19 protein-coding genes are annotated in these 19,874 nt (G+C 73.6%); 15 read left to right on the top strand and 4 right to left on the bottom strand.

Annotated elements, in window-relative coordinates; genetic code table 11:
- Positions 1 to 4: 4 nt before the first annotated feature.
- The 7 genes from ACZ4NB_RS22170 to lpdA all read left to right on the top strand — a co-directional run bounded on the left by ACZ4NB_RS22170 (position 5) and on the right by lpdA (position 7,406).
- Positions 5 to 958 (top strand): 3-oxoacyl-ACP synthase III family protein, encoded by a 954-nt coding sequence (locus ACZ4NB_RS22170; protein WP_467663948.1) that lies wholly within the window; start codon positions 5 to 7, stop codon positions 956 to 958.
- A 3-nt stretch (positions 959 to 961) separates the two neighbouring features.
- Entirely contained in the window at positions 962 to 2,230 is a 1,269-nt protein-coding gene (locus ACZ4NB_RS22165; RefSeq protein ID WP_467663947.1) for a type III PLP-dependent enzyme, read from the top strand.
- A gap of 72 nt (positions 2,231 to 2,302) precedes the next feature.
- Positions 2,303 to 2,554: an acyl carrier protein gene (locus ACZ4NB_RS22160; RefSeq protein WP_384436271.1), complete on the top strand. Its 252-nt coding sequence runs from the start codon at positions 2,303 to 2,305 to the stop codon at positions 2,552 to 2,554.
- Complete coding sequence (locus ACZ4NB_RS22155) at positions 2,554 to 3,393, top strand: hypothetical protein (protein ID WP_467663945.1); 840 nt, start codon at positions 2,554 to 2,556, stop codon at positions 3,391 to 3,393. The genes ACZ4NB_RS22160 and ACZ4NB_RS22155 overlap by 1 nt, the downstream gene beginning before the upstream one ends.
- On the top strand, positions 3,377 to 4,669 hold the full coding sequence (locus ACZ4NB_RS22150) for an MFS transporter (RefSeq protein WP_467663943.1): 1,293 nt from the start codon (positions 3,377 to 3,379) through the stop codon (positions 4,667 to 4,669). Before ACZ4NB_RS22155 ends, ACZ4NB_RS22150 begins: the two co-directional genes overlap by 17 nt.
- Before the next feature lie 42 nt (positions 4,670 to 4,711).
- Positions 4,712 to 5,944 carry an MFS transporter gene (locus ACZ4NB_RS22145; protein WP_467663941.1) on the top strand — a complete coding sequence of 411 codons (1,233 nt, stop codon included), beginning with the start codon at positions 4,712 to 4,714 and terminating at the stop codon, positions 5,942 to 5,944.
- Between the two features lie 58 nt (positions 5,945 to 6,002).
- Positions 6,003 to 7,406 carry a dihydrolipoyl dehydrogenase gene (gene lpdA / locus ACZ4NB_RS22140; RefSeq protein ID WP_467663940.1) on the top strand — a complete coding sequence of 468 codons (1,404 nt, stop codon included), beginning with the start codon at positions 6,003 to 6,005 and terminating at the stop codon, positions 7,404 to 7,406.
- Between the two features lie 78 nt (positions 7,407 to 7,484).
- On the opposite strand, the gene ACZ4NB_RS22135 is transcribed toward lpdA, so the two are convergent.
- Positions 7,485 to 8,258 (bottom strand): SIR2 family NAD-dependent protein deacylase, encoded by a 774-nt coding sequence (locus ACZ4NB_RS22135; protein WP_467663938.1) that lies wholly within the window; start codon positions 8,256 to 8,258, stop codon positions 7,485 to 7,487.
- A gap of 191 nt (positions 8,259 to 8,449) precedes the next feature.
- On the opposite strand from ACZ4NB_RS22135, the gene ACZ4NB_RS22130 reads away from it, so the two are divergent.
- From ACZ4NB_RS22130 to ACZ4NB_RS22100, 7 genes are all read left to right on the top strand, one after another.
- A complete protein-coding gene (locus ACZ4NB_RS22130) occupies positions 8,450 to 10,303 on the top strand; it encodes a gamma-glutamyltransferase family protein (protein WP_467663936.1) in 1,854 nt (617 codons plus the stop codon).
- A gap of 129 nt (positions 10,304 to 10,432) precedes the next feature.
- Positions 10,433 to 11,329 (top strand): inositol monophosphatase family protein, encoded by an 897-nt coding sequence (locus tag ACZ4NB_RS22125; RefSeq protein WP_467663934.1) that lies wholly within the window; start codon positions 10,433 to 10,435, stop codon positions 11,327 to 11,329.
- 40 nt (positions 11,330 to 11,369) lie between these two features.
- On the top strand, positions 11,370 to 12,791 hold the full coding sequence (locus tag ACZ4NB_RS22120) for a phytoene desaturase family protein (RefSeq protein ID WP_467663932.1): 1,422 nt from the start codon (positions 11,370 to 11,372) through the stop codon (positions 12,789 to 12,791).
- A 179-nt stretch (positions 12,792 to 12,970) separates the two neighbouring features.
- Positions 12,971 to 13,510, top strand: a complete 540-nt coding sequence (locus ACZ4NB_RS22115; RefSeq protein ID WP_467663930.1) for an O-acetyl-ADP-ribose deacetylase — start codon at positions 12,971 to 12,973, stop codon at positions 13,508 to 13,510.
- A 123-nt stretch (positions 13,511 to 13,633) separates the two neighbouring features.
- A complete protein-coding gene (gene pip, locus ACZ4NB_RS22110) occupies positions 13,634 to 14,638 on the top strand; it encodes a prolyl aminopeptidase (protein ID WP_467663928.1) in 1,005 nt (334 codons plus the stop codon).
- Between the two features lie 90 nt (positions 14,639 to 14,728).
- Positions 14,729 to 16,201, top strand: coding sequence for an AlkA N-terminal domain-containing protein (locus ACZ4NB_RS22105; RefSeq protein WP_467663926.1), 1,473 nt, complete (start codon positions 14,729 to 14,731; stop codon positions 16,199 to 16,201).
- A 9-nt stretch (positions 16,202 to 16,210) separates the two neighbouring features.
- Complete coding sequence (locus tag ACZ4NB_RS22100; RefSeq protein ID WP_467663924.1) at positions 16,211 to 16,834, top strand: methylated-DNA--[protein]-cysteine S-methyltransferase; 624 nt, start codon at positions 16,211 to 16,213, stop codon at positions 16,832 to 16,834.
- On the opposite strand, the gene ACZ4NB_RS22095 is transcribed toward ACZ4NB_RS22100, so the two are convergent.
- Positions 16,812 to 17,471, bottom strand: coding sequence for a TetR/AcrR family transcriptional regulator (locus ACZ4NB_RS22095; RefSeq protein ID WP_467663922.1), 660 nt, complete (start codon positions 17,469 to 17,471; stop codon positions 16,812 to 16,814). The two genes, ACZ4NB_RS22100 and ACZ4NB_RS22095, sit on opposite strands and share 23 nt — an antisense overlap.
- A gap of 118 nt (positions 17,472 to 17,589) precedes the next feature.
- Here ACZ4NB_RS22095 and ACZ4NB_RS22090 point away from each other — a divergent pair, with 118 nt between their 5' ends.
- Positions 17,590 to 18,225, top strand: a complete 636-nt coding sequence (locus ACZ4NB_RS22090) for an NAD(P)-dependent oxidoreductase (RefSeq protein ID WP_467663920.1) — start codon at positions 17,590 to 17,592, stop codon at positions 18,223 to 18,225.
- Positions 18,226 to 18,243: 18 nt separating this feature from the next.
- On the opposite strand, the gene ACZ4NB_RS22085 is transcribed toward ACZ4NB_RS22090, so the two are convergent.
- Both ACZ4NB_RS22085 and ACZ4NB_RS22080 read right to left on the bottom strand, forming a co-directional pair.
- The gene (locus ACZ4NB_RS22085) at positions 18,244 to 19,083 is read right to left on the bottom strand and encodes a nucleotidyltransferase domain-containing protein (RefSeq protein WP_467664039.1); all 840 of its coding nucleotides are present in this window, start codon (positions 19,081 to 19,083) and stop codon (positions 18,244 to 18,246) included.
- A gap of 108 nt (positions 19,084 to 19,191) precedes the next feature.
- On the bottom strand, positions 19,192 to 19,695 hold the full coding sequence (locus ACZ4NB_RS22080) for an NUDIX domain-containing protein (protein ID WP_467664037.1): 504 nt from the start codon (positions 19,693 to 19,695) through the stop codon (positions 19,192 to 19,194).
- Positions 19,696 to 19,874: the final 179 nt, after the last annotated feature.

The following is a 19,874-nucleotide window of genomic DNA, read 5'->3' as shown; positions in this document are numbered from 1 at the left end:
ACACATGACGGACTCCCTCGTCACACTGGAAGACATCGCCGCGCACACACCCGAGCGCACGGTGACGGTGCGGGACCTGGCGGAACCCCTCGGGCTCAACCCGTCGAAGGTGCGCCTGTTCACCACCATGCAGGGCCTGAAGGAGCTGCGCCACGACCCCGGGGCCGACCTCTTCCAACTGGTGCTGCCCGCGGCCCGCCGGGTCCTCGACGCCCTGCCGTCGAAGGAGCGGGTGAGGTACCTGCTCTTCGGCCACGCCACCCAGCAGATCGCCCCGCACGGCATCTGCCCCGCGCGGGTCCTGCGCAGGGAACTCGGGCTGGACCACGCCGTCGCCTTCGCCGTCACCCAGCAGAACTGCGCGACCGGCATGGCCGCCATCGACATCGCCGGAGAGCTGCTCCGGTCGGACGGCGACCCGGACGCCAGGGCCCTGGTGGTCACCGGCGAGAAGTCCTTCACCCCCGGTGTCCAGCTCGTCCCGGACACCGCGCTGATGGGGGAGGCCGCGGCGGCCTGCCTGGTGGCCGTCGACGGCCCCGGAGACCCCGTGCGCTCGTATGTGACGCGGACGCTGGGCGCGTACGCCAACGGTGTCCGCCTCGGCAAGGAGAAGGCCGCCGAGCTGGGGCAGATCTACCCCGACCGGTTCGCGGACGTGATGCGCAAGGCCGTCGCCGACGCCGGCCTGACCCTGGACGACATCGACCTGCTGATCCCGCACAACGTCAACATGATGTCCTGGCGCCAGACGATCAAGGCGATGGGCTTCCCCCGGGAGCGGACCTACCTCGACAACATCCCCCGCTTCAGCCACTGCTTCGCCTCCGACGTGCTGCTGAACTACACCACCCTCAAGGCCGAGGGGCGCCTGGTCCCCGGCCGCCACTACCTCATGGCCTCCGTCGGCGTCGGCACGACCTTCGCCGCCATGGTCTTCACCCACCGGGGGAGCTGACCGATGGCGCAGACATCAGCGACGGTGCAGGGCCTCGCCGTCACGGACCTCGCCGAGGAGTTCGGCACCCCCTTCTTCCTCTACGACGCGGACCGCCTCGAACGCGACTATCGGGAGGTGCGCCGGCTGCTCCACCCCGGCGCGGACCTGTTCTTCTCCCTCAAGGCCAACCCGAACGTCAGCGTGTGCGCCGTGCTCGGCGCACTGGGCTCCGGCGCCGAGGTCTCCTCACTGGCGGAACTCACCACCGCGCTGTGGGCCGGTATCGCACCGCAGGACGTCATCTTCCTGGGGCCCGGCAAGACCCCGCGCGAGATCGAGGCATGTGTACGCACCGATCTGCGGGCCGTCGTCTGCGAGTCGCCGGCGGAACTGACCCGGCTGGAGCGGGCGGCACGGGACGCGGGCCGCACCGACGTGCCGGTGCTGCTGCGCATCAACCCCGACTTCACCACCAAGGGGTCGGGGCTCTCGATGGGCGGCAGGCCCCGCCAGTTCGGCATGGACGCAAGCCTGCTGCGCGAGCAGCGGCACCGGCTGCGGGAACTGCGCCACCTGCGGATACGCGGCTTCCACGCCTATATGGGGACCCGCTTCCTGCGGCACGAGGACATCGTCCACAACACCCGGGAGATCCTGCGGCTGGCGGCGGAGCTCGCCGCCGAACTGGACCTGCCCTGCGAACTCGTCGACATCGGCGGCGGGTTCGGGGTGGCCTACTTCGACAACGAGACCGACCTGGACCTGCCGGCCCTCGCGGCCGGTGCCGACGACGTCATCGGCGGCTTCCTCCAGGCGCACCCCGGCTCCCGGGTCATCTGCGAACTGGGCCGCTACCTCACCGCGCGGTGCGGCACCTACGTCAGCCGGGTCCTGGACGTCAAGGAGTCGATGGGCACCCGCTTCGCCGTCACGGACGGCGGTACCCACCACCACATGGCCGCCGTCGGCGTGGGCAGCTTCGTCAAACGCAACTTCCCCCTGCGCGCGCTGACCCGGCCCGCCGGGGGCGAGCAGCCCTACACGGTCACCGGCCCGCTGTGCACACCCAACGACGTGCTCGGCAAGAACGTCCTCCTGCCCCCGCTCGAACCCGGCGACCTGATCGGGGTCGAGCGGTCCGGGGCCTACGGCCCCTCCGCCTCCCCCGGGCTGTTCCTCAGCCACGGATTCCCCGCCGAGGTCATGGTCCGCGCCGGCCGCGCCCATCTGGTGCGGGTCCGCGACACGGTGGAGGACCTGCTGAGCCGGCAACGGCTCGTCCCCATGTGACCCCGGCCCGCCGGAGCAGCCCGGCCGGCCGCCCGAGAAACCCCGCCCACCACCGAGAACGCAGGAGATGTGATGGACCGCCAGCAGATGGTCGGCACCATTCAGTCCGCCCTCAGCGGCGTCCTGGAGCGTGACGTGCCCGGAGTGTCGGAGGAGACGAGGTTCTTCGACGACCTCCACCTGGACTCCACGTCGATCCTGGAGTTGCTGATGGCCCTTGAGGAGGAGGTCGGCTTCACCGTCGACCCCGAGGAGATCGACATGGACGACTTCGTGTCCGTGGCGACCTTCATCGACTACCTGGAAAGGGTGCAGACCACGTGATGCCCGGCCTGGAAGGCGCCGCCGCCGTCCTCGACCCGCCGCCCCGGCAGTACGAGGAGAACCCGCACAGCCAGGCGTTCTACCGCGATCTGCTGGCCGCGTACGACCAGAGCGCCGACCCGGAGCAGTTCGCCGCCGGACCGCAGTACACCCACCGGCAGCTGACCGACCTGCTGGCCGGCCACCCGTCGCTGCGCGGGCGCCTGGCGGACCTCGTCGTCGTGGCGCACGCGCTGCCCGACTCCCAGCCGTACGGGGTGACCGCCTCCTACGCGGGGCTGCTCTTCGGCGACGACTCGCACGGGTTCGCCGTCTCCGAGCAGGGGCTGTCCGCGCCCTTCACCGCGCTGCGCATCCTGACCGGCTTCTGGCGCAGCGGCCGCACCCGGCGGCCCGTCCTGCTGGTACTGGAGCAGACCACGCTCCCGGCGCGCGACCCCGCCGTGCACGGCGAGCGCCCGCTCGTGGACTCCGGCGCCCTGCTGGCCTTCGGCGGCGAAGGGCGCCTGGGGCCGCGGGACGCCGACGACGTCCACCTGGAGCTGACCCGCGAGGAGCTGACGGCCCGGCTCAACGCCCTGGTGGACCAGGACCCCCAGGGGACGCTGGTGGTGCTGGGCCCCTCGGCCGTCCGGCGCCTCGGCCCGGTCCTCCGCGGGCCACACCGCCACGAGGCGGCGCCCGGCACCTACGCCACCGGCGTCTGGGTGGCGCTCGCCGACAACTGGCCTGACTGGCAGGCCCGTTACCGCCGGATCGCGTTGTGTGATCTCGAACTCACCACGGATCAGGGGTGCCTGGCCGTCCTATACGGTGATCCCGATGCATCGGGGGGTTGAGGGCGTGACCGCTGGGGGAGCCGCGAGCGCACCGCCGCACACCCCGCCCGCCCGCCTCCCGGAGCGCACCGCCGGCCCCCTGCTCGTCGGACTCTTCGCCGCGGCCTACTGCGGGGTCTACATCGCGCTGGTCACGCCGGTGACCGTCACGCTCGCGGTCAAGGCCCAGCAGATCGCGCCGCACGACAAGCAGGCGGTGCTCTCGCTGGCCCTGGGGATCGGGTCCGTACTGGCGATCCTGGGCAATCCGCTGTTCGGCAGGCTGAGCGACCGGACCACCTCGCGGTTCGGGATGCGCCGGCCCTGGCTGGTGGGCGGGCTCGCCGGCGGGCTGGCGGGCCTGCTGGTCTGCGCGACGACCCAGGACGTCGCCACCCTGGTGGCCGGCTGGTGCCTGACCCAGCTGGGGTTCAACGCGGTGCTCGCGGCGCTGATCGCCGTACTGCCCGACCAGATACCCGAACACCGGCGCGGTGCGGTCTCCGGCGTCCTGGGGCTGTGCCTGTCGGTCGCCCTGGTGGTCGGCAGCTTCCTGGCGCAGGCCGTCTCCTCGTCGGTCGTGCTGATGTTCATGGTGCCGGCCGGGGTGGGCGCGCTGACGGTGCTCGCGCTGGTCGCCGTACTGCGCGACCGCCGTCTCACCGAGCGCCCGCCCTTCGGGGTGCGGGAGCTGGCGCGGAGCTACTGGGTCGACCCCCGGCGCCACCCCGACTTCGGGTGGGCCTGGCTGAGCCGCTGCCTGATGTTCATGGGGACGTCCGTGCTCAGCGCCTACAAGACGTTCTACCTCTCCGACCATCTGGGATACGCCGCCGCGCAGGTGCCGCGGCTGGTGTTCTGGGCCCTGCTCACCCAGACCGCCGTCACCGTGGTCGGCAGCCAGGTCAGCGGCTGGCTCTCCGACCGTGTGCAGCGGCGCAAGCCCTTCGTGGCGGGGGCGGCGGTGCTGTACGGGCTCGGTCTGCTGGTGATCTCACTGGCCGACTCCTTCGGGCTGTTCCTCCTGGGCATGGCCATCACCGGCATCGGCTTCGGGACCTATCTCTCCGTCGACCTCGCGCTGGTCACCGATGTCCTGCCGAGCCGTGCGACGGCCGGCCGGGACCTCGGCGTCTTCAACATCGCCACCGCGCTGCCGCAGTCCCTGGCCCCCACGCTCGCGCCCGCCGTCCTGGCCGTCGGCGGGGGCGGGAACTATGCCCTGCTGTTCCTGCTCGCCGCCCTGTGCGCGGTGGCCGGAGCGGCAGCACTTCAGCCCGTGCGGGCGGTCCGGTGAAAGGTCCGCCGCGCGGGTCGCACCTGATCCCAAGGAGTACTCGTGACAACCTCTCCCCCCACCACGGCGCAAGGGGCACCCGCCGACGCCAGGCGCTTTCCCGTGTGGCTGGTGTGCCTGTGCGTGGCGTCCTTCACCGCCGGCACGGACAACTTCGTCATCGCCGGTGTGCTCAAGGACATCGCCCAGGGCCTGCATGTCTCGGAAGCCGTGGCGGGGCAGCTGATCACCGTCTTCTCGCTGACCTACGCGTTATCGGCGCCCTTCGTGGCCCTGCGGACCGCGCGCTACCCGCGGCGGCGGGTGCTGATGACGGCGCTGGCCGTCTTCGCCGCGGCGAACGTGGGGGCCGCCCTCGCGCCCACGTACGGCGTGCTGGTGGTCTTCCGGATCCTCACCGCCCTGGCCGGCGCGTCGATCATGCCCGCGGCGTTCTCCACCGCCGCCGCGCTGGCGCCTAAGGGGGCCGTGGGCCGCTATCTGGGCTCCGTCACCTTCGGGCAGTCCGTCGCCCTGGTCGTCGGCGTCCCGGTCGGCACCGCGATCGCCGGCGCCTTCGGCTGGCGCGCCACGATGATCTTCGTCGGCGCCCTGGCACTGGTGGTGATCGCCGGAGTCGCGGCCTTCCTGCCCGCGCTGCCCGGCGTCCCGGCCATCCCGCTGCGCCGCCGGCTCGCCCCGCTGGGGCACCGCCCGGTGCTGCTGGGCCTGGTGGGCACCGTCGTCGGCGCCACCGGCAACTTCATGACCTTCAGCTATATCGCGGTCATCGCCGACGACCTCGGCCGCTCCGGCCCCGGCCAACTGGCCTTCCTGGTCTCCCTCATGGGCATCGCCAGCGCCTGCGGCGCCCTGATCGGCGGGCGCGCCGCCGACTCCTGGGGAGCCGGCCGCACCATCGTGCTCGCCCTGTCCCTCCAGGTCTCCTCGACCCTGCTGCTCGCGGTCTTCGGCTGGGCGTGGCCGGGCAGCGTGTCCGTCGTCGCGGTGGCCCTGCTGCTGGCCGGCTGGGGCGTCTTCGGCGGCGCGCTCAACCCGCCCCTGCAGACCCGGCTGCTGTCGCTCGCGGGCGACGCCGGCAACGAGGTGGTGGCGCTCAACAGCAGCTGCCTGTTCCTGGGCATCTCGCTCAGCGGCGGGCTGGGCGGACTGGTCCTCGCCGGCCTCGGGCCGGTCGCGGTGCTCGCCGCCGCCGGCGCGGTGGGAGCGGTATCCGTCCTGATCCTGTCGTGGTCGATCTATGGGGACAAGGCGACCGGGAGCCAGAATGCCTGAGAGGTCTTCAGGTCAGGACTCCGGCGCCCCGGCCGGGATGGGAAACAAGGAGCTGTCGATGGTTGACCACTATGACGTCGTCGTGCTGGGCGCCGGCCCCGGGGGCTATGTCGCGGCCATCCGGGCGGCCCAGTTGGGCCTGCGCGTCGCCGTCGTCGAGGAGAAGTACTGGGGAGGCGTCTGCCTCAACATCGGGTGCATCCCCACCAAGGCCCTGCTGCGCAACGCCGAGTTGGCCCATATCTTCACCCGCGAGGCGAAGACGTTCGGGATCAAGGCCGACGGCGAGGTGCGCTTCGACTACGGCGAGGCATTCCGGCGCAGCCGCCGCGTGGCCGACGGCCGCGTCAAGGGCGTGCACTACCTCATGAAGAAGAACAAGATCACCGAATACGACGGCCGCGGCACCTTCGTGGACGCCACCCGCCTCCAGGTGGCCCACGCCGACGGCACCACCAGCACCGTCGGCTTCGACCACTGCATCATCGCCACCGGCGCCACCCCGCGGATGCTGCCCGGCACCGGCCGCACCGACCGGGTGGTCTCCTACCAGGAGCAGATCCTCGACGAGACGCTGCCGGAGAGCATGGTGATCGTCGGCGCCGGTGCGATCGGCGTCGAATTCGCCTACGTCCTGCACAACTACGGCGTGCGGGTCACCCTCGTGGAGTTCCTCGACCGCATCGCCCCCCTGGAGGACGAGGAGGTCTCGGCGGAGCTGGCCCGCCAGTACCGCAAGCTCGGCATCGGGGTCATGGCCGCCACCCGCGTCGAGTCCATCGACGACACAGGGCCCCAGGTCCAGGTGCACGTCCGCACGAAGGACGGCGCACAGCAGACCCTTGAGGCCGGCAAGGTGCTGGTGGCCATCGGCTTCCAGCCGAACGTCACGGGCTACGGCCTGGAGAACACCGGCGTCCGGCTCGCCGACGGGGGCGCCGTAGCGGTGGACGAACGGTGCCGCACATCGGTACCGGGCATCTACGCCATCGGCGACGTCACCGCCAAGCTGATGCTCGCGCACGCGGCGGAGGCGATGGGGGTGGTGGCGGCGGAGACCATCGCCGGCGCGGAGACCATGGAGCTGGACTTCCCCATGATTCCCCGCGCCACCTACTGCCAGCCGCAGATCGCCAGCTTCGGCTGGACGGAGGCGCAGGCCCGGGAGAAGGGCTTCGACGTACAGGTCGCGAAGTTCCCCTTCGCCGCCAACGGCAAGGCCCACGGCCTGGGCGACGCCACGGGCTTTGTGAAGATCCTCAGCGACGCCCGGCACGGCGAACTCCTCGGCGCGCACATGGTGGGCCCCGACGTCACCGAGCTGCTGCCGGAGCTGACCCTGGCCCAGCAGTGGGACCTCACCGTGCACGAGGTCGCCCGCAACGTCCACGCCCACCCCACCCTGTCCGAAGCGGTCAAGGAAGCGGTGCACGGCCTGGCCGGACACATGATCAACTTCTAGGGCGCACCGCGGGGCGCCGGGAGCGGACGGGCAGCGCAGCGCCGCCCGCCCCGGCCCCCGCCGCGCAGCGGGCCCGGCTCAGGCGGGCTCCGCCAGTTCCGCCAGCAGCCGGGGCAGCGCGCTGCCGATCGGCTCGCGGATCACCTCGGCGGCCAGCTCGTCGTACGGCGTCGGTTCGGCGTTGACGATGATCAGCCGCGCGCCGTGCTCGGCGGCCACTCCGGCGAGCGAGGCGGCCGGCTGGACCTGGAGCGTGCTGCCGACCGCGAGGAAGACCTCGGCGGCCTTGGCCACGCCCAGTGCCGTACCGAGCACCTGCGGATCGAGCCGCTCGCCGAACATCACCGTCGCCGACTTCAGGATCCCGCCGCAGGTCAGGCACGGCGGATCGGGCTCGCCGGCGGCCACCCGCGCCAGTGCCCGGCGCATCGAGGACCGGGCGTGACAGCGGGTGCAGACCACCGCCCGCACCGTGCCGTGCAGTTCGAGCACCTTGCGCTCGGGCATCCCCGCGAGCTGATGCAGCCCGTCGACGTTCTGCGTGATCACCCGCACCGGCGTACCGGACCGCTCCAGCCGGGCCACCGCCTCATGCGCGACGTTCGGCTTCGCCCGGAAGGCCGGGCTCTCCTGCCGCATCCGCCACGACCGCCGCCGGATCTCCGGGTCGCTCATGTACGCGTCGTAGGTGACCAGCTTCTCGGCCTCCGGGTCGCGCCGCCACAGCCCGTTCGGCCCGCGGTAGTCCGGAATCCCGGAGTCCGTGGAGATCCCGGCGCCGCTCAGGATCGCGACGAGGGGGCGGCGGGACGCCGGGACGGAGCGGTCGTGCGACGCATCGGTGCCGGTCATGCTGCGAGCGTACGCAGCCGGCCGGCCGCCGTCGCGTCATTTGTGGGCCTGCCCGGGGGCGGACGCGCACGGGCATGGGCAGCGGGGGACCAGGGGAGGGGTAGGTAGCCGTCCAGCCATCCCAGGCCCGTCGTGTCACCCCACACCCCCCGGGGACCCCAGGTGCCACCCCACTAGGAACAGGAGCCGCCGTGTTCACCACCCGCCCCACCCTGCAGGGCACCTTCGGGATGGCCGCCACCACGCACTGGCTGGCGTCCCAGTCGGCGATGGCCGTGCTGGAGGACGGCGGCAACGCCTATGACGCGGCCGTGGCGGCCGGGTTCGTCCTGCACGTGGTCGAGCCGCATCTGAACGGTCCCGCCGGTGAGGTGCCGATCATCCTGGCCCCCGCGGACGGCCCGGTACGGGTGCTCTGCGGCCAGGGACCGGCACCGGCCGGGGCGAGCGTGGCGCACTACACCTCGCTCGGACTCGACCTGGTACCCGGTACGGGGCCGCTCGCCGCCGCCGTCCCCGGGGCCTTCGACGCCTGGATGGTGCTGCTGCGCGACCACGGCACCAAGACCCTGGCCGAGGTGCTCCGGTACGCCGTCGGATACGCCGAGCATGGCCACCCGGCCGTCGAGCGGATCGGCGAGACCGTCGAGACGGTCCGGGAGCTCTTCGAGACGGAGTGGACCTCCTCCGCCGAGATCTACCTCCCCGGCGGCACCTCCGTCGCCCCGGGCGGACTGCTCAGGAACCGTCCGCTGGCGGCCACCTGGCGCCGGCTGACCGCGGAGGCCGAGGCCGCCGCGGCCGGCCGGGAGGCGCAGATCGACGCCGCCCGCCGCATCTGGCGCGAGGGCTTCATCGGCGAGGCGCTCGCCGCGTTCGCGGCCCGCCCGGCCATGGACACCTCCGGTGAACGGCACGCCGGCACGCTCACCGGAGACGACCTGGCCGCCTACCGCGCCACCTACGAAGCGCCCGTCACCTACGACTGGAACGGATGGACCGTCGCCAAGGCGGGCGGCTGGTCCCAGGGCCCCGCATTCCTCCAGCAACTGGCCCTGCTGCCCGAGGAGTTGCCCCCGTACGGCAGCTCCGGCTACGTGCATCTGCTCATCGAGGGCGGAAAGCTGGCGATGGCGGACCGGGAGGCCTGGTACGGGGACGCCGCGCGGGTGCCGCTCGACGCCCTGCTGAGCGACGGGTACAACGCCGCGCGGCGGACGCTGATCGGCGAGCACGCCTCGTTCGAGCTGCGCCCCGGCAGCCCCGACGGGCGCGCGCCCCGGCTGGGCAGGCACGCGGCGGCGGTCGCGGCCGGTGCGGACGGCGGCGGCGCCCGGGCGGTCGCCGGGAGCGGCGCGGGCGAACCGACCGTCGCCCGCGCGGACCGCCCCGCCCAGGCCCCCGCGCAGGTGGCGCCCGAGGTCGACCGCAGCGGTGCCACCCGGGGCGACACCTGCCATATCGACGTCGTCGACCGCTGGGGCAACCTGGTCTCCGCCACCCCCTCCGGCGGCTGGCTGCAGTCCAGCCCCGTGGTCCCGGCCCTCGGCTTTCCGCTCGGCACCCGGCTCCAGATGGCCTGGCTGGAGGAGGGCCTGCCCAACTCCCTCACCCCGGGCCGGCGGCCCCGCACCACCCTCTCGCCGTCCCTCGCACTGCGCGACGGGGTCCCGGTGATGGCCTTCGGCACACCGGGCGGCGATCAGCAGGACCAGTGGCAGGTGCACTTCTTCCTGGCCGTGGCGCTGCGCGGCCGGGTGCGCGGCGGGCCCGACCTCCAGGGCGCCGTCGACGCGCCGAACTGGCACCAGGACTCCTTCCCCGCCTCGTTCTTCCCGCGCGGGATGCGGCCGGGGAGCGTGACGGTGGAGTCCCGGATCGGTGACGAGGTCATCGACGGGCTGCGACGGCGTGGGCATCTGGTCACGGTGGGTGACGCATGGTCCGAGGGCCGGCTGTGCGCGGTGGCGCGCGACCCGGAGAGCGGGGTGCTGTCCGCGGCGGCCAATCCCCGGGGGATGCAGGGGTACGCGGTCGGGCGCTGAGGCACCGGGCGGGCTGCGCACGGACCGTGGCCGCGCCGCCGCCCGCGCCCCCTCGCCGTGCCCTCCGCAACACCGGGAGTTCACCTGCGATCCAGTCGGCGTGTCAGTGGCTCGTGTTTCCATGGACACATGATCGAAGCACTTCGTACCCAAGACGCGGGAGACACCACGAACATCACGGATGTCACCACGACGCCCTTCTCGCCGGAGTTGACCGCACTGGACCTGGCCGCCGTCGAGGCCGCCGTCCGCCGCGCCGCGGCCGACGAGATCATGCCGCGCTTCCGTCAGCTCGCCGCCGAGGACATCGTCGAGAAGAACGGCCCGCACGACCTCGTCACGGTCGCCGACCGGCGCGCCGAGGAGCACCTCACCGCCGCCCTCACGGCCCTGCTGCCCGGCTCCCGGGTCGTCGGGGAGGAGGCGGTGCACGCCGACCCCGCCGTGCTCGACGCGCTGCACGGCGACGCCCCCGTCTGGATAGTCGACCCGGTCGACGGCACCCGCCAGTTCGTGCACGGCGACCCCGGCTTCGCCACACTCGTCGCGCTCGCCCACCGCGGCGAGGTGCTGGCCTCCTGGACGTACGCCCCCGCGCTCGGTCTGATGGCCGTCGCCCGCCGCGGCGCCGGCGCCCGGCTCAACGGCGTACCGCTGCGCGCCGGCAGCCCGTCCCCGGACGCCGTCCTCGATGTCGCCACCTCCCACTACGACTTCACCGACGACGACCAGAAGCGGGTGCTGGCCGCGCTGGAGACCGGTGGCATCGCCCCGCGGCCGTGCGGTTCGGCGGGCCTGGAGTATCTGTACATAGCCCGCGGCGAGCTCGACGCCACGGCCTTCAGCTGGGAGAACGCCTGGGACCACGCGGCCGGACTGCTGCTGGTCCATGAGGCCGGCGGCGCCAGCGGCACGGTCGCCGGGCAGCCGTTCCGTATCGGGGGCGGCAACGCACTGCCCTTCACGGCGGCGCGTGACGCCGAAACCGCGCGGCGTATCCTCGGACTGCTGGCAGCCGCCAACTGATCCTCACCGACGAGGGTCGGACACGAGGGGAGTGGCGCAGGTGCCGAGGATGCTCGATGCCGTGGTGATCGGGGCGGGACCCAACGGCCTGACGGCGGCCGTCGAACTGGCCCGCCGTGGCATGTCCGTTGAGGTCTTCGAGGCTCGCGACACCATCGGCGGCGGCGCCCGTACCGAGGAGCTGACCCTCCCCGGTTTCCGCCACGACCCCTGTTCCGCCGTGCATCCGACCGGCGTGGGCTCACCGGCCTTCGCCAGGATGCCGCTGGAGCGCCACGGCCTCGAATGGCTGCACCCGGAACTCCCGATGGCGCATCCGTTCCCGGACGGTACGGCCGCCGTGCTCGCCCACTCCGTCGGCGAGACCGCGATGTCCTTCGGCCCGCGCGACGCCGGCACCTACCGCAGGCTCGTCGCGCCGTTCATCGGCAAGTGGGAGGCCATGGCGCATGACTTCCTGCGCACCCAGTGGCTCGGCCTGCCCTCCGACCCGCTGACCTACGCCCGCTTCGGCCTGCTCGCCGCGCAGCCGGTCACCCTCCTCAACCGCCGCTTCCAGGACGAGAAGGCGCGCGGGCTGATGGCCGGTCTCGCGGCGCACGCCATCGCCCCGCTCGGCGGCATCGGCACCTCCGGCATCGCCCTGATGTTCGCGCTCGCCGCGCACGCCAAGGGCTGGCCGGTGGCGCGCGGCGGCTCCCAGGCCATCTCCGACGCGCTCGCCGGGCTGCTGCGCGCCCACGGCGGAGCGATCCACACCGACTTCGAGGTCAAGCGCCTGGACGACCTGCCGCCCGCCCGCGCGTATGTCTTCGACACCTCCCCGACCGCTCTGGCCCGGATCGCCGGTCTGGGCAACGCCTACCGCCACGTCACCTACGGCCCCAGCGTCTTCAAGATCGATTACGCGCTCTCCGGCCCGGTGCCGTGGACGGCCAAGGAGGCCCAGCGCGCCGGCACCGTCCACATCGGCCCCACCAGCGGCGAGATCTCCGCCGCGCTGGACGCCGCCGGCCGCGGCCAGGACCCGTCCGTCCCCTTCCTGATCACCGCTCAGCCCAGCCTGATCGACCCCACCCGAGCCCCCGAGGGCAAGCATGTCTTCTGGGCGTACGGCCATGTCCCCAACGGCTGGGAGGGCGACGCGACCGAGGTCGTCGAGCGGCAGATCGAGCGCTTCGCCCCCGGCTTCCGCGACCTCGTCCTGGCCCGCGCGGTCGCCGGACCGCCGCAACTCGCCGCCCGCAACGCCAATTACGTCGGCGGCGACACCGCCACCGGCTCCGCGGCCGGCCTGCGCCTGCTGATCCGCCCGAAGTTCGCCCGCGTGCCCTACGAAACCGCCCACCCCGCCGTCTTCCTCTGCTCGCAGGCCACCCCGCCCGGCCCCGGAGTCCATGGGATGTCGGGCCATTACGCGGCGAAGACCGTATGGCGCCGGTTGCGTGCGGCCCGTCGGTAGGCCGCGGTGGCGCTTGGGGCGCCGGTTGCGTGCGGCTCGTCGGTAGGCCGCGGTGGCGCTTGGGGCGCCGGTTGCGTGCGGCTCGTCGGTAGGCCGCGGTGGCGCTTGGGGCGCCGGTTGCGTGCGGCTCGTCGGCAATCCGAGGCTCGTGCGCGGCCGAAGCCCTACGCTCGGACCCCATGAGCACCAAGAGCACCTCCCTGACCCTCGTTCAGGGCGATATCACCGAACAGGCCGTTGACGCCGTGGTCAACGCCGCCAACTCCTCGCTCCTCGGTGGCGGGGGAGTGGACGGCGCGATCCACCGGCGCGGCGGCCCGGAGATCCTGGACGAGTGCCGCTCCCTGCGTGCCGCGCGGTACGGGCGCGGTCTGCCCACCGGCCAGGCCGTCGCGACCACGGCCGGGCGGCTGCCCGCGCGCTGGGTGATCCACACCGTCGGCCCGGTGTACTCCGACAGCGAGGACCGCACCGCCCTGCTCGCCTCCTGCTACTCGCAATCGCTCCAGGTGGCCGCGGGCCTCGGCGCCCGTACCGTCGCCTTCCCCGCCATCTCCACCGGCGTCTACCGCTGGCCGGTGGAGGACGCCGCCCGGACCGCCGTCGCCACCGTCCGCGCCGCGGTCGCCGCGTCCCCGGACGCCTTCGACGAGATCCGCTTCGTCGTCTTCGACGACCGCGCCCGCGAGGTCTACGAGGCGGCCCTGGGCGAGTCCTGACGACCACTCACCGCCGGGAGCGCAGGGAGCGGCAGCAGGCCGGTACGGTCTTCCCGCCGCCCATGCGCTCCCGCCGGCATCGCCTCCTACCGGCGTGCATCGACGACATGACACCCTGTCGGCATGGCCGACGTGCAGGTTCCCACGCCCTCCGAAGAGACGCTCCGTGAGCTGTATCCGCCGATCGAGCCCCACGACACCGGCCTGCTCGACGTCGGCGACGGCAACCTCGTGTACTGGGAGGTCTGCGGCAATCCGGAAGGCCGGCCCGCACTGGTCGTCCACGGCGGTCCGGGTTCGGGGTGCACCACCACGGCACGCCGGTACTTCGATCCGGACCGCTATCGGGTCGTCCTCTTCGACCAGCGCGGCTGCGGGCGCAGCACCCCGCACGCGAGCGATCCGGCCACGGACATGCGGCACAACACGACGGACCACCTCCTCGCCGACATGGAGCGGCTGCGCCACCACCTGGGCATCGATCGCTGGCTGCTGTTCGGCGGGTCCTGGGGCTCGACGCTGATCCTGGCGTACGCCGAGCGCCACCCCGAGCGGGTGTCGGAGATCGTCATCCCCGGCGTCACCACGACCCGGCGCTCGGAGATCGACTGGCTCTACCGGGGCGTCGGCCGGTTCTTCCCCGAGCAGTGGGAACGCTTGCTGGCCGGTGCGCCCGGGACGGACCGGGACGGCGACGTCGTCGCTGCGTACGCGCGCCTGACGGCGGACCCCGACCCGGCCGTACGGGAGCGGGCCACCGCCGACTGGTGCGCCTGGGAGGACGCGGTGCTCTCCCTGGAGCCGTCCGGCTCGGCCCACCCCTTCGGCGACCGGCCGTCGAGGGCCCGCCTCGACCTGGTGCGGATCTGCTCGCACTACTTCTCGCACGGCGCCTGGCTGGAGGAGGGCGCCCTGCTGCGCGACGCCGGGCGGCTGGCGGGCATCCCCGGTGTGCTCGTCCACGGCCGCCAGGACCTGAGCTCGCCCCTGCACACCGCCTGGGAACTGGCCCGCGCCTGGCCCACCGCCCGGCTGATCGTGCTCCACGATGCGGGGCACAAGGGGAGCGGGACGATGCGGCACGAGGTGATCGCGGCGCTGGACCGCTTCGCGGCGAACGGAACCTGAGGCCGGGTGACCCGGGCCCCTCCTGGTCACCCGACGTTGATGTCGGATTCTCGCCAGCCGCGACCCGCCCCACTGGGCAATCCTGGGGGCATGCACACCGACACCGAGCGCTGTCTGCGCGCCGTGCAGTCCAAGGACGCCCGCTTCGACGGCTGGTTCTACACGGCGGTGCTCACCACCCGGATCTACTGCCGCCCCAGCTGCCCCGTGGTGCCGCCCAAGCCCGAGAACATGCGTTTCTACCCCAGCGCCGCCGCCGCTCAGCAGGCCGGGTTCCGGGCCTGCAAGCGGTGCCGCCCGGACGCCAGCCCCGGGTCCCCGCAGTGGGACGAGCGGGCCGATCTCACCGCCCGCGCCATGCGGCTGATCGCCGACGGCATCGTCGACCGCGAGGGCGTCCCCGGCCTCGCGGCCCGGCTCGGCTACAGCACCCGGCAGATCGAGCGGCAGCTGCTGGCCGAGCTGGGCGCCGGGCCGCTCGCCCTGGCCCGCGCCCAGCGCGCCCAGACCGCCCGGCTCCTGGTGGAGACCACCGCGCTGCCGATGGCCGAGGTCGCCTTCGCCGCCGGCTTCGCCAGTATCCGCACCTTCAACGAGACGGTGCGGGAGGTCTTCGCGCTCTCCCCGACCGAACTGCGGCAGCGCGCCCGGCCCGGCTCGCGTGCGGCGGTCCCCGGCACGCTCGCGCTGCGACTGCCCTTCCGGGCGCCGCTGAACCCCGACAACCTCTTCGGGCACCTCGCGGCCACCGCGGTCCCGGGTGTCGAGGAGTGGCGGGACGGCGCCTACCGCCGCACCCTGAGCCTCCCCTACGGGCACGGCATCGTCGCGCTCGCGCCCCGGCCGGACCATATCGACTGCCGGCTGGCCCTCACCGACCTGCGCGATCTGGCCGGCGCCATCGCCCGCTGCCGCCGGCTGCTCGACCTCGACGCGGACCCGGAAGCCGTCGACGGACTGCTGGGCGAGGACCCGCAGCTGGCACCGCTGGTCGCCAAGGCGCCCGGCCGCCGGGTCCCGCGCACCGTCGACGCCGCCGAGTTCGCCGTCCGCGCGGTCCTCGGCCAGCAGATCTCCACCGCGGCCGCCCGTACCCACGCCGGACGGCTGGTCCGCGCACACGGTGAGCGGGTCGACGACCCGGGCGGCGGCCTGACCCACCTCTTCCCGTCCGCCGCCGCGCTCGCCGCACTCGACCCGGAGTCGCTGGCCATGCCCCGCACCCGCCGCGCCACGCTCACCGGCCTCATCGCCGCCCTCGCCTCCGGAGCGCTGCACCTCGGCGTCGGCAGCGACCGGGACGAGGCGCGCGCCCGGCTCGCCGCGCTGCCCGGCATCGGCCCCTGGACCGTCGAGTGCATCGCCATGCGCGGCCTCGGCGACCCCGACGCCTTCACCCCGACCGACCTCGGACTGCGCCGTGCGGCCGCCGGCCTCGGCCTGCCGCACACCCCGGCGGCCCTGGTGCGGCACTCCGCCGTCTGGCGCCCCTGGCGCGCCTACGCCGTGCAGTACCTCTGGGCGACCGACGACCACCCCATCAACCACCTCCCGACGAACTGAGCCGCAGCCATGACCGTCCACGCACCCGCACCCCGCGACGACACCGCACCCCTCACCCACACCGTTCTGACCGGCACCCCGGTGGGCCCCCTCACCCTCGTCGCCGCCGGGGCGGCGCTGACCGGCCTGTACATGACCGACCAGCGGCATCGCCCGCCCCAGGAGACCTTCGGACGTCCGGCTGACCCCGGCGACCCGCCGTTCGCCACCGCCATCACCCAGCTCCGGGCCTATTTCCGCGGTGAGTCGACCACCTTCGACCTGCCGCTCGCGCTGCGCGGCACACCGTTCCAGCGCCGCGTCTGGGCGGCGCTGCGCACCATCCCGTACGGCGAGACGCTCTCGTACGGGCAGCTCGCCGAGCTGATCGGGGCACCGTCGGCGGCCCGCGCGGTCGGCCTGGCCAACGGGCGCAACCCGATCGGCATCATCGTCCCCTGCCACCGCGTCGTCGGCGCCGACGGCAGCCTGACCGGCTACGGCGGCGGCCTGGACCGCAAGCGCCGGCTGCTCGCCTTCGAACGGTCGGCGGAGCCGGACACGCTGTTCCCGGCGGAGGCGTGCGGCACCCGAGCCCTGCGCGGCGCCCCCGGGAGGCGAGGCGACGGCCCTAGGACGCGGCCCGTGGCGTGAGTCCGTCGAGCAGCGCCCGTGCGGTCTGCGCCGCGAACTCCTCCTCGGACTCGGGCAGCAGTGCGCCGGCCGGTGCCTCGGTGCCGAAGAACAGGTCGAGAAAGGCCCGGTGGAAGCAGGCCCCGATGAGCAGCGTGGCGGCCGCGTGCGGATCGATGGCCGACGAGACCCGGCCCAGCTCCTGCTCGGCCCGCAGGTAGCCGGCCAGCTGCTGGCTGGCGTTCTGCGGGCCGGCAGTGCCCAGCTCGTCCAGCTTGCGGCGGTGGGTCGCCAGCAGCTCCGGACTGGCGAAGAGCGACGCCGCCATCGGGAAGGCGCGCCGGTAGAAGCGGACGGCCGCCAGCGCCACCTCCTGGAGGTGCCCGGACGGGCCGCGCTCGTCGCCCACGACGTCCGGCAGCTGCTCCAGCGCCGTGGAGAACCGCGGGGCGCGCTCGTGCAGCACCCGGACGAAGATCTCCTCCTTGCTGCGGAAGTGCTTGTACAGCGCCGCCTCGGAGCACCCGGCCTCCCGGGCGATCTGCTTCGTCGTCGTGCGGGTCAGCCCCACGGTCGCCATCAGGGCGGCGGCGGCGTCGAGGATGCGGGCGCGCGTGCGGGCGCCTCCGGTCAGGGGAGCGGCGGCGTCGTGGGGCATGCCGCGATCCTACATTGACAGGTGAGTGGGTACTCACTCACACTGCGTGGTGAGTGAGTACCCACTCACCTGTGTGCATTCCCGCACCCACCCGACCTCCACTCATCCCGGGAGAGGCATGAAGCTCACCGTTCTCGGCGCGTCCGGCGGCGTCGGCCGGCAGCTCGTCCGCCAGGCGCTGGCCGACGGACACGAGGTGACCGCCGCGCTGCGCAGCCCGGAGAAGCTCACCGAGCGGCACGACCACCTGACCGTCGTCCGCGCCGACGCGCTCGACGCCGCGTCCGTCCAGGCGGCGGTCGACGGCGCCGACGCGGTGCTCTCCGGTATGGGCCAGGTCGGCCGGCACGACCCGCTGCGGCCCGCCTCCACCTCGGCCCGCGCGGTGGTCGAGGCGATGAAGGCGACCGGCGTACGGCGGGTGCTCATGATCAGCGCTGGCCCGCTCAACCGCGCCGGTACCGGCCAGCCGTTCCTGAGCCACCGGGTGTTCGGGCCCCTGCTGTGGGCGGTCCTCAAGGAGCTGTACACCGACCTGGAGCGCATGGAGGCCGTACTGCGCGGCAGCGGCCTCGACTGGACCGCGGTCCGCCCGCCCCGCCTGCTCGACAAGCCGGGCGAGGGCCGCTACCGCCATGCCGTCGAAGCCGGGCCGGCCGGGGCCTCCATCGCCCGCGCCGACGTGGCCCGCGCCATGCTCGATTTCCTCGCCGATCCGCAGACCTACGGCCACACGGTCGGCGTCAGCCGCTGAGCCACGGCCGGGCAGCGCTCAGTCCGCCGTTGACGCGGCGGGCGCGCCCGGGCCGTCCACCACCGCCCGCACCTCCGCCACCAGCCGCTCCGCCTCCGCCAGCGCGCGGCGCAGCTCGTCCCCCGTGGGCCCGAGCCGGGACAGCACGGCGGCGGCGCGGTCACCGAAGCCGGCCGGGGTCTGCGGCAGCGCCGCGGCCGCCGCCAGCGCGCCCTTCTCGTTGAGGCACCAGACGCCGTGGTGCGCGTGCAGCGCCTGGACGAGGTGGCCGACGGCGCGGGACAGGCACAGCGCCGCGTGCAGCACGTCCCGGGTCGCGTACGACCGGCCCGCCATCGCCGTCGAGAACCCGGCGTCCCAGACCGCGGCACCGGTCAGCGCCGTGCGCAGCGCCGGCGGGTAGTCCCGGGCCGCCTCCTTCAGCCGGGCCAGCTCCCCGTCGGTGTCGGCGAGCACCCGGCCCAGCGCCGCCTCCCCCGGGTAGGCGGGCGACCAGAAGCCGAGCGGATGACCGGCCTGGACCCCGATTTCGAAGCGGCCCGCGCGGCACTCCTCCCACACCCGCCACACCCGGTCGACGTCTCGCAGGATCCAGTCCATACGGCGCCCGTCGGGCAGTACGAGCCAGGCGCCGCCGTTGACCCACGCGCCCCAGGCCCCCGGCGCATGGACCTCGACGGGCCCGCCGGTCAGCTCCGCGGCCAGGGTCTCCAGTGCCGCCAGATCCGGCTCGCCCCGGTAGTAGAGCCCCAGATCCCAGTCGGAGTCGGGCCGGTGCGTCCCCCGCGCCCGACTGCCCCCGAGCATCACCCCGACCACTCCGGGCACCCGGGCGACCTTGGCGGCGATCGCTCCCACGGCGTCTTCCACGGCGTCTTCCACGGTGTCTTCCACGGCGTTGTCCACGAGGGCACCCTAGGCCCGCGGGCGGCCGCCGATCATGTCATTTTCCGGGCACCGCAGGCATCATCCCGTCATGCCGCCGGCGACCAAAGGCGGTACCCCGTCCTCCAGCTCCGCCGGTCCGCGGCCGTCCGCGAGGGCCTTGAGGGCGGCGCCGATGCGCAGCGCCATCGCCCGGTTCACCAGGGTCTGGGCCTCGTCCCAATGGACCAGCCGCCACGACAGCAGCTCCTCCTCCTGCAGCCGGATGGCGGCGAGCCGGCCGGCGTCCAGCACTCCGCCGTCGAAGAGGTACGACACCAACGGCGGCCGCCCCTCCCCGCGCACCCAGTCGACGGCGAGCAGCGGGCCCAGCTCCACGTCCAGGCCGATCTCCTCGGCGGTCTCGCGGCGCGCGGCCTGGCGGGGCGACTCGCCGCGGTCCGACTCCACCGTCCCGCCGGGCAGGATCCAGGTGTCGCGATAGTTGGGCTCCACGAGCAGAATGCGGCCTTCCGCGTCACGGAAGATCGCTCCCGCCCCCGCGAGAACACGGGGCAGACCGGCAAGGTACGTGGCGTAATCCATGGTCGTCACGGCGCGAGCCTAGAGCCTGCCCGGCCGATCTTCGAGGGCGCACTTGGGCGCTTTCGGGAGCGCCTACGACCTATGTGCCCTGTTCGCCGGGCCGCTCGCCGGATAAGGTCGCAGCGGCGCGACTGCCAGTTCGAAAGCAAGGGGAAACACGGTGGCGGACGCAGCAAGGA

This window comes from Streptomyces sp. NPDC026575 (assembly GCF_055567415.1).
Note: the sequence above shows the minus strand (reverse complement) of the source record. Positions and strands in the feature narration are given on the sequence as shown.